This window comes from Paenibacillus sp. 2KB_20, assembly GCF_052115765.1.
In the GTDB taxonomy this organism is placed as follows: Bacteria; Bacillota; Bacilli; order Paenibacillales; family Paenibacillaceae; genus Paenibacillus_AQ.
In genome coordinates this window covers 67,547-81,824 of the sequence record NZ_JBFRHH010000010.1, presented here as the reverse complement: position 1 = coordinate 81,824, position 14,278 = coordinate 67,547, and the positions used below count along the sequence as shown (strand labels likewise).

At 49.6% G+C, this 14,278-nt stretch carries 15 protein-coding genes; 12 read left to right on the top strand and 3 right to left on the bottom strand.

What is annotated here, in order from left to right; translation table 11 throughout:
• Positions 1-4 precede the first annotated feature (4 nt).
• A complete protein-coding gene (locus tag AB4124_RS24725) occupies positions 5-391 on the bottom strand; it encodes a hypothetical protein (RefSeq protein WP_441974505.1) in 387 nt (128 codons plus the stop codon).
• 144 nt (positions 392-535) lie between these two features.
• On the opposite strand from AB4124_RS24725, the gene AB4124_RS24720 reads away from it, so the two are divergent.
• Both AB4124_RS24720 and AB4124_RS24715 read left to right on the top strand, forming a co-directional pair.
• Positions 536-1,441, top strand: a complete 906-nt coding sequence (locus tag AB4124_RS24720) for a hypothetical protein (RefSeq protein ID WP_441974504.1) — start codon at positions 536-538, stop codon at positions 1,439-1,441.
• Complete coding sequence (locus tag AB4124_RS24715) at positions 1,438-1,998, top strand: hypothetical protein (protein ID WP_076325369.1); 561 nt, start codon at positions 1,438-1,440, stop codon at positions 1,996-1,998. Before AB4124_RS24720 ends, AB4124_RS24715 begins: the two co-directional genes overlap by 4 nt.
• A gap of 46 nt (positions 1,999-2,044) precedes the next feature.
• Here the strand turns inward: AB4124_RS24715 and AB4124_RS24710 are convergent, their stop codons facing one another.
• Positions 2,045-2,224, bottom strand: coding sequence for a hypothetical protein (locus AB4124_RS24710; RefSeq protein WP_441974555.1), 180 nt, complete (start codon positions 2,222-2,224; stop codon positions 2,045-2,047).
• Between the two features lie 122 nt (positions 2,225-2,346).
• Here AB4124_RS24710 and AB4124_RS24705 point away from each other — a divergent pair, with 122 nt between their 5' ends.
• From AB4124_RS24705 to AB4124_RS24675, 7 genes are all read left to right on the top strand, one after another.
• Positions 2,347-3,141, top strand: a complete 795-nt coding sequence (locus tag AB4124_RS24705; protein ID WP_083659800.1) for a sulfite exporter TauE/SafE family protein — start codon at positions 2,347-2,349, stop codon at positions 3,139-3,141.
• Positions 3,142-3,190: 49 nt separating this feature from the next.
• On the top strand, positions 3,191-4,096 hold the full coding sequence (locus AB4124_RS24700; RefSeq protein WP_441974503.1) for an aldo/keto reductase: 906 nt from the start codon (positions 3,191-3,193) through the stop codon (positions 4,094-4,096).
• Between the two features lie 308 nt (positions 4,097-4,404).
• Positions 4,405-5,274, top strand: coding sequence for an ABC transporter ATP-binding protein (locus AB4124_RS24695; RefSeq protein WP_076325372.1), 870 nt, complete (start codon positions 4,405-4,407; stop codon positions 5,272-5,274).
• Positions 5,267-7,468 (top strand): ABC transporter permease, encoded by a 2,202-nt coding sequence (locus tag AB4124_RS24690; protein ID WP_441974502.1) that lies wholly within the window; start codon positions 5,267-5,269, stop codon positions 7,466-7,468. The genes AB4124_RS24695 and AB4124_RS24690 overlap by 8 nt, the downstream gene beginning before the upstream one ends.
• Before the next feature lie 90 nt (positions 7,469-7,558).
• Positions 7,559-8,248, top strand: a complete 690-nt coding sequence (locus AB4124_RS24685) for an RNA polymerase sigma factor (RefSeq protein WP_076325374.1) — start codon at positions 7,559-7,561, stop codon at positions 8,246-8,248.
• Positions 8,229-9,071: a hypothetical protein gene (locus tag AB4124_RS24680; RefSeq protein ID WP_076325375.1), complete on the top strand. Its 843-nt coding sequence runs from the start codon at positions 8,229-8,231 to the stop codon at positions 9,069-9,071. Before AB4124_RS24685 ends, AB4124_RS24680 begins: the two co-directional genes overlap by 20 nt.
• On the top strand, positions 9,064-9,927 hold the full coding sequence (locus tag AB4124_RS24675) for an ATP-binding cassette domain-containing protein (RefSeq protein ID WP_076325376.1): 864 nt from the start codon (positions 9,064-9,066) through the stop codon (positions 9,925-9,927). Before AB4124_RS24680 ends, AB4124_RS24675 begins: the two co-directional genes overlap by 8 nt.
• A 79-nt stretch (positions 9,928-10,006) precedes the next feature.
• Here AB4124_RS24675 and AB4124_RS24670 read toward each other — a convergent pair whose 3' ends face one another.
• A complete protein-coding gene (locus tag AB4124_RS24670; protein ID WP_076325377.1) occupies positions 10,007-10,264 on the bottom strand; it encodes a DUF3949 domain-containing protein in 258 nt (85 codons plus the stop codon).
• A 228-nt stretch (positions 10,265-10,492) separates the two neighbouring features.
• Between AB4124_RS24670 and AB4124_RS24665 the strand changes: the two genes are divergently transcribed.
• The 3 genes from AB4124_RS24665 (at position 10,493) to AB4124_RS24655 (ending at position 14,247) form a co-directional block, all read left to right on the top strand.
• Complete coding sequence (locus AB4124_RS24665; RefSeq protein WP_441974501.1) at positions 10,493-11,320, top strand: SDR family NAD(P)-dependent oxidoreductase; 828 nt, start codon at positions 10,493-10,495, stop codon at positions 11,318-11,320.
• A gap of 149 nt (positions 11,321-11,469) precedes the next feature.
• On the top strand, positions 11,470-12,762 hold the full coding sequence (locus AB4124_RS24660) for a homocysteine synthase (RefSeq protein ID WP_430109716.1): 1,293 nt from the start codon (positions 11,470-11,472) through the stop codon (positions 12,760-12,762).
• 462 nt (positions 12,763-13,224) lie between these two features.
• Positions 13,225-14,247: a hypothetical protein gene (locus AB4124_RS24655; protein ID WP_430109718.1), complete on the top strand. Its 1,023-nt coding sequence runs from the start codon at positions 13,225-13,227 to the stop codon at positions 14,245-14,247.
• Positions 14,248-14,278 lie beyond the last annotated feature (31 nt).

Here is a 14,278-nt window from a genome sequence, read left to right as displayed (position 1 = left end):
GCCCTCAGGTTGCCGTGATCGAATAAGTGCCCCGGTCCGTTGTGAGCACCACTTGACGGTCTTGGATGTCCGCAGCCGTTAACCCGTCCAGTCCGATGACAAAGGAATTGCTTGGCAGCGGGGCTTCATGGCCGGCTGTGATGACAACGCCGGGGCCGTGGAGCAGGAGCGCATGGCGGTCTCCATAGCCGTCGATGGACTGCTCTTGATGCTGCTGGTGTTCAAATCGTTCCAGCTGTATTTCAATCTGGTCCTGATCCTTCTCTTCTTGCTTGGATATGTGCAGGGTGTGATTGCTTTTGGATTGAAGCCAATGGGTGACCTCTTCGATCGATGGATTCATCATGAACACCTTCCTTGATTTTAGGGTGGCTTCAAATAGTCTGTCCATGAAGCCATCACCTTATTTCAAATTCATGGAGTTCCTTCGTCAGAATCATATGAAAAATTAACGCTGATCAAACCCTCTTCATCTATTTACGTGTTAAGATAGTTTAATAATATGGAACAATCGCATGATACATAAGGAGGCGCTATGAGCAAGAAATGGTATTATGTTCTCGCCATCCTGTTCGTAGCCTGCAGCTGGGTCGGGAATGTCTGGTATTATGAAGCCAACCAACTGGGAAGAACCGTATTCCTTGAGCATCATGTGGAAACAAGGGAAGGGGGAGGCAGTGTATTTGACTTGTATTATGTAGAGGACAAAAGAGCAGACAAGACGCTAAGCTCCATCCGGATCGAAGGTTATCCCGAACAGATCGTAACGCCATACCCTCAATATGCTGAGTATCAGAGACAGTGCCTGGGAAAAATGATGGTGAATTTAAATAAACCCGCCCCGGGGAAAGAAGGGGCAGGAGAGCAGAGGAAGGAGCCGGTTCTCGTTCGAGAGATTACTGCCCTTTACTCTGATGGAACCTCGGAACAAAAGGATATCGGAGAGATTTACGTATGGCCTGGCGTATATGATCAGGAAGATCAAGATCCGATATCAGGGACGTCCGGCGGATCCTCTTCCGATAACTCGGGCTACGAATCTGCCGTCGTGAGTCGGCCGCTTCAGTTAACGGCGTTCTCCTCGAAATTGCTGGATATCGCAGAGGATGGAGATCTCCGAATCTTTGTCGACATTTCCAGACAAATACCGGGTACTAGTTACCGGTCTCAACCTTCGGAAGCGCACATCGAGTTAAGAGGTGAACCTATCAATGAGATTCAGCTTCCATTCCAGATTAATAAAGGGGATTTCATTAGAATCAGCCACCAATTTGATATGTCGCTTGAGAAGAGCATGCAGGTATATCAGTTGATATTAAGAACCACCTTTTTGGAGGACGGCCGTCGCTTTTGGTATGGAGATACGATGATTCCTTATCATCCAAGTCCGACGGATCGAGAAATGACGGAATTTGTTCGGGAAAGCAGGAGGACACCATGAGAAGCGCTTGTTATCGCATCGTGTGGGGGCTGCTGCTTGTGCTTGTCGACTTTAAGCTGGAAACGGTGGATATGTTGCCGGATATGCTGGGGTACCTGTTGATTGCTTCGGGATTATGGAGGCTTCAGGCGTTGAACGGATATTTTAAGGCAGGGCATCTATCCGCTTGGCTGCTGCTGATCTGGTCGGTTCTTTCATTATTCTGGTTTCCTGAGGTGAAGACAGGCGGCGTGCCTATGCAATCGGTAGAGGAGCTGCTGATTCAACTGCCTGCCATCTGCTTGCATATGGTATTGATTTTCGGAATCTGTAGAGGCATTCAAGCCAATTCCGCAGGTGCCGAATCCGGACTGGATCATAAGGCTCGCTTTCGGGGGCACTTGTTTATGGCCGCGCAGCTGCTATGGCTTATCGCCTACCCGTTCATTTTAAATCTGGATTCGGGCGATATGATCCCTGTGATTTTTATGTGCTCGCTCGTAGTGATGGTTGCCGAGATCGCGGTTATGCTTCTGGTCAGGCTTGCCGGACGGGAATGGGCAGAGGGAACGGAATAAATCCAAAGATCTCAGTCCGAAATAGCTAACGGAGTTTAAACAAAGTTTAACTGTTATCTTTGTTGGGATGATAAACAATCGTAACTCCCAGCTGGTTATATGTTTCTTCGGTGTAGTGGTGATCCGGGCAATGCTTGATCGTAGCCATGTCTTCCTGTCTGGAGATCAGCTTCTGCTCGCAGTCAGGGCAACGGTCCTGGAAGAGGAATTTCAGCTTATTCAACATGATCACCACATACCTCCTTAATTTCCGATATAAATACTTGGTTTTATTATAAATCAACAATGGGGTACATTCAATAGCAATGTGCGCGGTCACGATATTAAATTGAACGGAGATCGATCACCTTGATAGTGCAACTTGTAGTTATGATCTTTATAGGTATCATCGGTTCTTTTTTCTCAGGATTGCTGGGAATTGGCGGGGCGATTATTAACTTTCCTTTGCTGCTCTACGTTCCTTCCTGGTTTGGACTGGAGGCCTTTACCTCCAAGGAGGTGGCGTCCATCAGCATGCTGCAGGTATTTTTCGCCTCATTGTCAGGCATGATCACCAACCGGATGAGTTCGCGCGGCGGTGAGTCGTATTTTCACAAGCCATTGGTCATTCAGATGGGGGTAAGCACCCTGGTTGGCAGTCTGATCGGGAGTCTGTCCTCGATGCTGATGACAAGCGGTATGATTAACGTGATCTACGGTTTTCTGGCGGTTATCGCGGTGTTATTGATGATTGTGCCGACCCGGGCAACCATGGAAAATAGGTCGGTTAACGAGGTGACTTATCATTCAGGGATTGCGATGGGAGCCGCCTTTATCGTCGGCGGCATTGCGGGGATTGTCGGCGCTGGAGGTGCCTTTATCCTGATACCCATCATGCTGACGATTCTTAAGATACCGACACGGATAACCATCGCATCCTCGCTCGCGATCGTTTTTCTGTCTGCGGTCGGGGGTGTCATTGGCAAAATCGCCTCGGGCGACATTCCGATCTGGCCGTCCCTGTTCGCGGTTGCCGGAAGCTTGATGGGTGCTCCCATCGGCGCCATCATCAGTCGCAAGATGAACGTCCGACTGCTGCGGTATGCCTTGGCGATTCTCATTGCAGTTACGGCCGTGAAGATCTGGATCGATATTTTAGGGTAAGTAAAGAAGTAGAACCTTATTCATCATAGGGAAGAGGAGGAGATCAAGCATGAGAATCAATCAGCTAGGATCTTCGGAATTGTATGTAAGCGAAATCGGGCTGGGCTGTATGTCACTGGGTACAGATGAGGGACAAGCCGTAAAGCTTATCCACGAAGCGCTGGACCGGGGCGTGAATTTTCTGGATACGGCGGATCTGTACGACGAAGGCCGTAACGAGGAACTGGTAGGCATAGCGGTTCAAGGTCGGCGCGAGGATGTGATCATCGCCACCAAAGTCGGCAACCGTCGTGTACCGGGTAAGGATGGCTGGGTATGGGATCCTTCCAAGGACTACATCAAATCCGCTGTCAAGGATAGTCTTCGCAGACTCGGTACGGATTATATCGATCTGTATCAGCTTCATGGGGGGACGCTTGATGATCCGCTTGACGAGACGATTGAAGCTTTTGAAGAGCTGAAGCGAGAAGGGTGGATTCGATACTACGGCATCTCGTCCATCCGGCCGAACGTCATCCGCGAGTATGTCGCAAAATCCAATATCGTCAGCGTCATGAGTCAGTACAGCATCCTGGACCGGAGACCGGAGGAAGAGGTGCTCGATCTCCTTGCTGAGAACGGAATATCCGCCATTGCACGGGGACCCGTTGCCCGCGGCATATTGTCGGACCGCGGACAAGCCAAAGCCGAGAAGGGCTATCTGGATTACAACAAAAATGAGCTGCTCGATATACTCAAGGGGCTTGAAGAGGTTGGCCGTGGCATGGATCTGTCCCATTTGGCTATTCGATATGCTGTGGCCCATGCCGCTGTTGCCTGCACCATCCCTGGAGCTAGCTCGCTCGAACAGCTGCTGCATAACTTGGCGGCGGGAAATAAGGAAGAGTTATCGCCGCAGGACATCCAATCGATCCAGGCGATCAGTCGCGCCAACCAATATGAGGCTCATCGGTAAGGATCGATGCGATAAGCACGTGAATGATCCATCCCGTTAATCTTTTGCGGCATGAAATATTTATGTCCTGAAGGTTTACGGATGAACCGCATCTTCGCATGTTATAATAACTGAATAAGAACCTGACATCAGGTGAATATAGATCATGCCCGCAATCCGCTTAAAGGATCACGGGCTTTTTTGTACCTTATAAAATGAATTGATGTCAAAACGTTGGAAATGCCAAACTTTTTAAGACGATGGTTCGTTCCAAGTAACGTAAACCGCGCGGCTTATGCCATAATCGTTAATGGTGAAAGGATTCTAGAATGATTACCATTGAGCATTTATCAAAAACCTATCGCAAGGGTGCATGGGCGCTCTTGGATGTTTCTCTACAATTGGATACAGGCATGACCGGTCTGCTGGGCCCCAATGGCGCCGGCAAAACAACGCTGATGCGCATTCTGGCGACCTTATTGTCGCCGACCTCTGGCCAGGTGAGAGTGAACGGGATATCGATTGGACGGCCGGAGGAGATTCGGCAGATGATCGGGTATTTGCCGCAGCATTTTCACATTTACCCGCAGCTGACCGGACGAGATTATCTGGATTATGTGGCGGCCATGAAAGGGATCAAAGAACGGAGTGCCAGACAGAAGGAAATCTCCAGGCTGCTCGAGATGGTTAATCTCCAGGGGAAGGCTGATAAAAAAGTACGTACTTACTCCGGGGGAATGAAGCAGCGGCTGGGTATTGCCCAAGCGTTATTGGGAACACCAGATATCTTGATCGTTGACGAACCGACATCCGGGCTGGATCCTCAGGAGCGTGTCCGGTTCCGCAATGTGTTAACCCGCTTTAGCATCGACCGGACGGTCCTGCTATCCACCCATATTGTCGCCGATATCGAGAGCAACTGCCGTCGTATCGCAGTCATGAACAAGGGGAGACTGTCCATGAACGGCAGTCTGGCTGAACTGCAGGCATGCGGGAAGGGACAAGTATGGGAAGCGGTGATGAGTCCGGATGAATTTGCCTTGATTGATCCCATGTCCGTCGTATCTACCCGAACCGTTCCGGAAGGCGTCCTGTGCCGGTTTATCGGCCAAACGGCCCCGGTTGCAGGGGCGTTTCCCGCGGATCCGACGCTGGAGGATGGATATCTGAGCCTGCTGCGGAGGGATCGTCATGCATAAGTGGTGGAGGCATAGTCTCCTTGAGCTTAGACTTTTGTTCGGTAATCCCTTGTTTGCCTCTCTTCCGATCATCTATGCGATTCTGTTCATCATTATGATGCTGCAGGCGGCAAGCGGCAATGGACCGAACCATAATCTGTACACGGCGGCCTATTCATTCCACATGCTGGGTCATACGATGACCCTGGGTCCGGCTATGCTAATTGGCATCTTGTCTATTCGCCGGGATGTTCGCCGTAGGTCCTTTGAATGGAATCACAGCTTGCCTGTGTCTTTCTTTACCTTGTTGTCGTCGAAATATGTGGTCAGTTTGTTGTACTTTTCCCTGTTCACGTTGTCGACGTCGGTTATATTCTATATCCTGTCGGTTAGCCAGGGGATAGCCGGTGATATTGCGATGATGCATACCATGCAATTTGCGGTGCAGTACGAGGTTTCCTATATGGTGACACTCGCGCTCGCCATGCTCCTTGGGGCAAGCATTCCGAACCGGATTGTTTATTTGATCGGTTTCTGTGCATGGATGTTTGGAACATTTTTCATGGAAATTTATATCATCACCGAATTAAGATGGATGCCGGCTCAAGTGTTTCACCTCAACCAATTCTTCCTTCAATCCAATCGCTTTGAATATGAGAATTGGGGGTACGGTCTGTTTAGGGAAGATTTAATGAGTTCCCGGTGGTTCGTGCTTGCCTTTACTTTCCTGCTGCTAACGGTGTGTTTGTTCTTGTTAAACCGTAAGCGGCCTACGATGCTGCGGAAAGCGGGATGGCTCGCCGTGCTGGGGGCTGCCGTATTGACGGTAGCCGCAGCCGTACCCTACGGCACACTATGGGCGGATCGATATGCCCAATTTGATGCGAAGCTGGGAGACCCCACGGTTTCTTATGTCGATGACCCTGACAATATATCCTTCTTTCATGTTTCTTCTTATGATATCAAGCTGAAACGACTGTCAAACGATGAGCTTCGCGTGACGGCGAAGCTAACGATACCCGCCTCCGAATTATCAGGCATGAGGCAGCTTCCCTTAACCCTGAACCGGATGTTCGAGCTTGAGCGTGTCCAACTCCAGGGCATTGACGCTCCCTATCTCAGACAGGGAGAGCGGATATCGGTAAGGATGGTTGGCGATGCCAAGGGAGGGGACATTCAAGCCGAGCTGGAATATAGAGGCAAGGTCATGGACTTTATGGCTGGGTACTCCCGTGAGGAATTTTCGGTTTACAGTGTGGGGCCCGAGGTTAAGCTGGATGGATATATCGCTTGGTATCCGCTTCCCGGTCATCAGCATGTATATTTAAAGAGTGATAACGGAGAACGTCCTCCGGAATACGTTTATTTAGGCTGGGAATTTGGCCGGATGCGTTATTCTTTCGGCGAGATGAAGCTGGAGGTCGAAGGTTATCCGGGACCCTTGTATACGGGGATGCAGGAGCTGGAACGAAGGCCCGGCTACCAGCGGTTCGAGGGTAGGGAGATCGAGCAGAATATCTCCCTGTACGGAGGTCAGTTTTGGAAGGAAATCCACCAGATTGATCTCCCGATCACAATCGTGACAACGCCATACCTGGAGAAAACATCCGTATCGATGCTGCAGGATATGAAAAAGAAGTATGACTATTTTTCCAAGTGGGTACCCGAGTTCAAAAGCAACGTCGACAAGATTTTATATTTGGGTCACGGTTTTAATAATCCCCGGGTGCACCATCGTCTGATTCTGTCCTCGAACCAGTACACATATAACTTCATGAATCTGCCTGGCGAATGGATGAACTCCGTTCTGTTCGGCAACCAGGAGGGGTTCAATTATTATTTTGAGCATCCAGAGCGGGATGTGCGCGGCAAGATCAGCAGTCTTTTCTGGTATGTGTATTACGTGGAGGAGAAAGGGCTTAGTGATAAACAACTGAGATCCGCATACGGAAACCTTCGGTCGGTACAGCAACTGTTGTTCAAGAATGGGGACGGGGATGATCCTCAAAATAAATTAGGCATGGGTATGGCTAAGCAAGTCAGAAGGGCGTTGGAAGAAGGCAGAGGGAATCAGGTCAAAGAGCTGCTGGTTCATTTTTACCAACAAGGGCTGATGCTTCCCGATACCGAACGAAATTCGTACTTAAGCCCGGAGAGCCCGATTACGTATAAAGAGTGGCAGCAAAAATGGGATGCCATGATGAATGTCAAATAATGACGACTATGCACCTGCACACGGTCGGTTATAATTGAGAAATAGATATAGTGGGAAGATTAGAATGCACATAGAAAGGGGGGGAAAGGCATGATTTCCGATCAGCAGCTGTCCGAACGCATGGCTGCCGGCGACCAGGAAGCGTTTGAAATGTTGGTGACGAGGTACCATGGTCCGCTGCTCAGTTATACGACCCAGAGGCTGGCCGATAGGCAAAAAGCCCAGGATATCGTTCAGGAAACGTTTATCCGGCTCATTCGGCATCTGAAGCAGCACGGCACGCTGGAACATGTTCGCTCCTGGCTTTACCGCGTGGCTCTGAATATGTGCAAGGATTATTGGAAAAGCGCATCTTATAGGTCTGAGGGTCTTGCGGGTGAGGAGATGCCGGATGCATACGACCCTGCACCCGGCGCGGAGGAACTTGTGGAAAGACAGGAAACCTCACTGGAGATTGCAGCATCGCTGGAGAGCCTGCCCGATATACAACAGGAAGTCATATCTCTTCGATTCTTTCATGATCTGAAGCTGCAGGAAATCGCCGACCTGGTCGACCTCCCCCTAAGTACGGTGAAAACGCATTTATATAACGGCTTGAGAAAGCTGAAGAAAACATTATCGATGGAGCATTCCGATTTGGTTCCCGTCCGTTCGTCCCGAAGGACACGGGAGAAAAGCCCTCAGGAACAGGTTCGGAACCGCTCCAAGTCGGAAGAATCGGATTCGCAGAGCAAAGTAAAAGAAAGTGAGGTGTACCTCCATGGATCATCCATTCGATAATGAATTGAGAAGACTTGAAGACGAGCTTCGTGGCCCGCTCAGACGCGCTGCTCTTCCATCGCCGTCACCGGATGAGACGGCGCAGCTCATTGCGTCTCTTCAGGGAGAGTTCAATCAGCTCAGGATTGAGCCCGAGTCCCCCAAGCTGGATTTTAATCCGCAGGTCGACCCGCCCTCATTAAAACAGATCCTTCGGAGTCAGATCCGATTGAACCAAAGATCCATTCTGCTCACAGCAGGCGCGGTATTCTGCATGTTGGTTCTACTGATCGATCCGGAGTATCCACTGGATCAGTTTGCCGGATTGCCCGGAGGCATTTTCCCGTTGATCACCCCTCTGCTGCTGATTGTATCGATGCTGTTCAGCAGCCGAACCTGGGATAAAGGAATGCGGGCTGTGGAGACCTTAACTCCATATCCACCGGCGCTTGTGTTGTATACCCGCCTGCTGCTTGTGACCGGCATCGTCATCGGAATGGCCTTGCTGAGTACCCTCGCGCTCGGGCTGCGATCCATCCAGGCGGAAAGCTCTCGCTTTTTATTCGGACCCTTTATTCTGGAGTGGATGGGAATTCTGCTGGTGACGGGAGGGGCTGCGATGTATATGCTGTTTCGCAAAGGCATGGTTGTCTCACTGATCTCGGCCGTCCTGGTCTACGGAATGTGGATCGTAATTCAGGGACAAATCGTGGATCACGGCGTTTCGATGAGCGGTAAAATGATGACGGACGTGGCCTTGCTTGTTATCGGAGTGATTCTGCTCGTCTCTTCCTACGGACGCAGCTTGAAGCTGAACGGAGCTTGGAGAATGGCGAATGATTAGGCTCGAAGGACTGGAACGCCAAGCGGGTACGTACCGGCTTGAAATCGACAAAGCGGAGATTCACTCCGGCCTGAACCTTATCGTCGGGGCGAACGGGGCTGGGAAAACCACCCTGATTGAGCTGTTGACCACGCTCCAGGCACCCGATGCAGGCGAAATTCTGTACAGCGGGCGCAGGGCAGGAGATCATTTGCCGCTGATCCGCAGTCAAATCGGATATGTTCCGGCGGATATCGAGCTGTATGGGGATATGAAGGTCGGCAAGCTACTGACCTATATGGCAGAATTAAAGGGCATCTATAACCCTGAGGCCATTGACAGGCTGATGACGGACTTTCGATTGGAGCCCTTCCGCAAGAGCAAGGTCAAGAATTTGTCACAAGGGGTGCAGCGGCGCATTGCCGTCGTGCAGGCGCTGCTGGCTTCACCTTCTTTTCTATTCCTCGATGAGCCTTTAAACGGCATGGACGCTGAGGAACGCAAATTCCTTATCACGTATTTGACTAAATACGCCAGGGGCCGAATGGTGATCGTGGCCGCCCATGAGCTGAACGAGTGGGAAGAGGCGGTAGATACCGTGATATGGATACACCGCGGTCGCATCCGGTATATCGGTTCACCGACCCAGTGGAAACTGAATGTGGCCTCCAGCTCCAGCGTCTGGGAAGGCGAAATCGATCTGGAAGCCTTCGAGCGGATACCGCAGGAGCTGCTGATTCATTTTCAAATGACGGAACATCATATGAGAGTAAGGCTGATGGGGAAAAAGCAGCCGGGTCCCGAATTTGTGGAGAAGGCGCCTACGCTGGAGGATACCTTTTTCCTACATATGAACGCTTTAGCTAGACGCGGCTGAAAATAGTTTGGATCTTGGGAAATCATCGCCCTTATTATGGGCGATGATTTTTGCGTTTCGTCCGTTGGAAAGAAAGTGCCTACTTGGTCGTGTTTCCTTTCCTATGCCTCCAATTATAGATCCACGAGGCAACCATGGTGGAAGGCAAAAACATAATTTGCGTGTTGTAGTGTAGCTGTTCTTCTTGAAACGACATCTTGTTGTAATACGTTTCCTGATCGACCCCTCGCTTCCGGGGATCATTCTTTAACGCTGCAATATAGCGGTACTGCACGGGAATCATAAACAGGAATCCGGCGACTAGAACACTTCCAACAATCCACCACTCAGAATTCATAAGTACACCCTCCTAAAGATTATCGTTTATGGAAAATCATATTAATATTTAATACGTATTTAACCTCGGTAAGGATTCAACTTTTTATAATAACGATGCTCACTTTATTTATCGAAAGCCAATCATCCCTTTCGGAACAGGGTAAGGAAGGGTAGGCACGGTGTGCGTATAGGTTGAACAGCGGCGTAATCGTGGCCTGCATGCAGGATTTCGAAGGGAGCGAGAGGAATGGGGAGCATAGGGATTCAAGGGATAGAGAAAGTAGCGTTGGTGACAGGCGCTGGAGCTGGAATTGGACGGGGGATTGCCAAGGTTTTGGCTGAAAAAGGATATCGGCTGGCGATGACCTACCATTCGAGTAAAGATGGAATAGTGGACATAGCAGAGGATATTCGTCATATCTATGGCAAGACGCCTCATATTATTCAAAGCGATTTGACCGTTCGCAGTGAAGCGGAGAATACGATACGAAAGACGATAGAGGAATTTGGCCGGATCGATCTGTTGGTGAACAATGCGGGGATCGGCCTATATGACGAGCTCACGGAGCTTGAAGAGGACGCGCTGGACATGACGGTTCATCTCGATTTTCGAGCACCGATGCTGCTTAGCAAATATGCCGTCCGGGAGATGATCGCCCAGGGAATTCCGGGAAATATCATCTTCATCACGTCCTCCCGGGGAGAGAGAGCCTATCCCAAGGACAGCATTTACGGCGGCATGAAGGCAGCGCTTATACGTGCTGCACAATCGCTAGCGCTCGAGTGGGCACCGCATGGCATCCGCGTAAACTGCGTGGCACCGGGAGCGACTGTTCACAAGCCGGACCAATCGGCAGAGGACGAGCCGCTCGGTAGAAAAATCCCGCTGGGAAGGTTGGGCACGCCGTCGGACATCGGGGAAGCGATTGCTTGGCTCTGCTCGGATGCGGCATCCTACATTACCGGCATCAACCTCCGTATAGACGGCGGTTTAATCTTGCCGGGCATGCCGGAGGATACGTCCCCGGAAGCCGGATATGGATGGGGCAGGGTGTATGCAGCGGATGAGGAATAAGATGGTTTCCAGCTGCATGCAGAATAATTTATAATATTCCGATGAAATTAGTCGGTTATAACTCTTTTCAAATGCGGGAAAGTATGAGAGAATGGGAGAAATTATGAAACCATAATACTTTCCATATGAAGAAAAGGGAGGAAACACCCATGTCAGAAGAACGCCAATTTTCCATTGAAACCTTAGCGGTTCACGCCGGTCAGGAGCTTGATCCGACCACATTATCCCGCGCCGTCCCTCTATATCAGACGACTTCCTACGGGTTTAAAGACAGTGAGCACGCGGCGAATCTGTTTGCGCTTAAGGAATTCGGCAACATTTACACGCGTATCATGAACCCGACCACGGATGTGTTTGAGAAGCGGATTGCAGCGCTTGAAGGCGGTGCCGGTGCACTGGCGACATCTTCCGGGCAGGCAGCCATCACCTTCTCCATTCTCAACATTGCGGGCGCAGGTGATGAAATTGTTTCTTCCTCGAGCTTGTATGGCGGTACTTATAATTTATTTTCCAATACGCTTGCGAAGCTGGGCATCAAGGTGCATTTCGTGGATTCCACGGACCCGGAAAATTTCCGAAAAGCGATCAATGACAAGACAAAGGCCGTGTTTGCCGAAACGATCGGCAATCCGCAGGGCAATGTGCTGGATGTGGAAGCTGTTGCGGCCATCGCGCATGAGAACGGCATTCCGCTTATCGTTGACAACACCTTTCCAAGCCCGTATTTGCTGCGACCGATAGAATATGGAGCAGATATCGTCGTTCATTCTGCGACCAAATTCATCGGCGGTCACGGGACCTCCATCGGCGGGGTTATTGTTGATAGCGGTAAATTCGATTGGACGGCAAACAATAAGTTCCCTGGATTGACGGATCCGGATCCAAGCTATCATGGCGTTGTGTATACGGAGGCAGTAGGCCCGATTGCTTATATTATCAAAGCGCGCGTACAGCTGCTGCGGGATATTGGCGCATCGCTGTCTCCGTTTAATTCCTGGCTGCTGCTGCAAGGGCTGGAAACGCTGCATCTTCGCGTTGAGCGCCATAGCGAGAATGCGCTGAAGGTTGCGAAGTATTTGGAGAGTCACGAGGCGGTGGAATGGGTGAGCTATGCAGGGCTGCCGAGTCACCCTTCGCATGAGCTGGCGAAGAAGTACCTGCCGAAGGGCCAAGGCGCTATCCTGACTTTCGGAATCAAAGGCGGGGCAGCGGCAGGTCAGAAGGTGATCGAGAATGTGAAGCTGTTCTCCCACTTGGCTAACGTTGGGGATTCCAAGTCGCTTATCATTCATCCGGCCAGCACGACGCATCAGCAGATGACGGAAGACGAGCAGCTTACGGCGGGCGTAAATCCGGAATTGCTGCGTCTGTCGATCGGGACCGAGTCTATCGATGATATCCTATACGATCTGGAACAAGCTATTGCGGCAAGTCAGAAGTAAAGCTGTTATATATAGTTTTAATGACTGAGATATAGGGCACTTTCCTTTTTGGAGGAAGGTGCCTTTTGTTGTTTTACTCTGAGCGACTTGCCAGATGGGGTTAATCTCTCCTTACAGCTTGTAATAATCTGTTTCAGCCTAGAAGCAAGGCTCCTGTTTCTACTCTATTTGTTAGGGTACGTGGGAAGAAGGATGGATGGACGTTTTCAGAATATCTTCATTAAGTAGGACTATTTTCATAGTTCAGAAACAGGCCGGATCCTGTCGGATCCTGTAGCTGATCGGCTGTTTTCGAGTTGAATAACTTGGCGACAAAAAAGTATAAATGAAAAATCTTAAAAGATATTGACAATAAAATACATCTATGGGAGTATGAATTACATATATTAGTCATTTTATTATTTTAAGGAAAACTAATATAATGCTTCATCATTTTACAAAAAATTAACAAACGAGAAAGAAGTGAGTATTGATTTGGGTAGCAAGGAACTGGAATTGAGTATCCCGCCTATTGTCGGATATCAGTATCTGGCATATCCCTTATGTACGGTACTTACACGAAATGAAGCGCTGCCTTGGTTTTACAGCAATTTCATTCACCTCTATTGTCATCAGGATTTTGACGGAGAGGCCGCTTCACGCTCAGTGCCTATGACCTTTTACGGAGAAGATTTTATTCGCTGTCCCTGGCTGATTACACAAAAGCTGGAGCGCGAATGCGTGCTCGATTCACCGCCTGGAATCATCGAATTTCTGATAAACAGTATCCGTTCAAACTATACGATCTCTCTTCATGTGGATGAGTTCTATATCCCTCGTAGACGAGTCTATCAACATACTCATTATGCTCACGATATTCTGGTTTACGGTTACGATGATGCGAGAAGGACGTTTCTTGTTCTCGGCTACGATGAAGAAATGCAGTTTCAGAAGACCGTGGTGCCGTACCATGAAATGGAGCAAGGGTTCCAAAACCTCGAATGGACGGACAACTATGAAGAACAAATCTACCTTTACAAGTTCAATAAATCGGGAAGCTACTGGCTAGATGCAGCGTTTATCAAAGAATCCCTGGAAGAATATTTGGCGGGCAGCAATATTTCCTTGCGCAACCGGGGAACGGCGAATCCACTGGAGGCGGCATTCGGTGTCGATGTTTATGCTGCACTAATTCGCAATATGCCCGTACTTGTTCGTAAACGTGATATCCGGCCCATCCACATTCTGTGGGAACACAAGAAAATGATGGGGCTGCGGATCCAGTATTTATGTAATCAGGGACTTCTTTCACCGGATTTTACAGAATGCTTCCGGCCAATAGAAGAGCAGGCATATGCTTTGCGTCATTTGTTGATGAAATACGCCTTAACCGGAGACGAATGCATGTTGAAGCAAGGATTGAGCGAGATGACTCACATCATGGAAAGTGAAAAACGAATACTGGGAACCGTTTTGAATGCACTGGACCCTCGGGTGGTTTCCTAGTATCCGTAACTTATTCCGATTGGAGGTTATT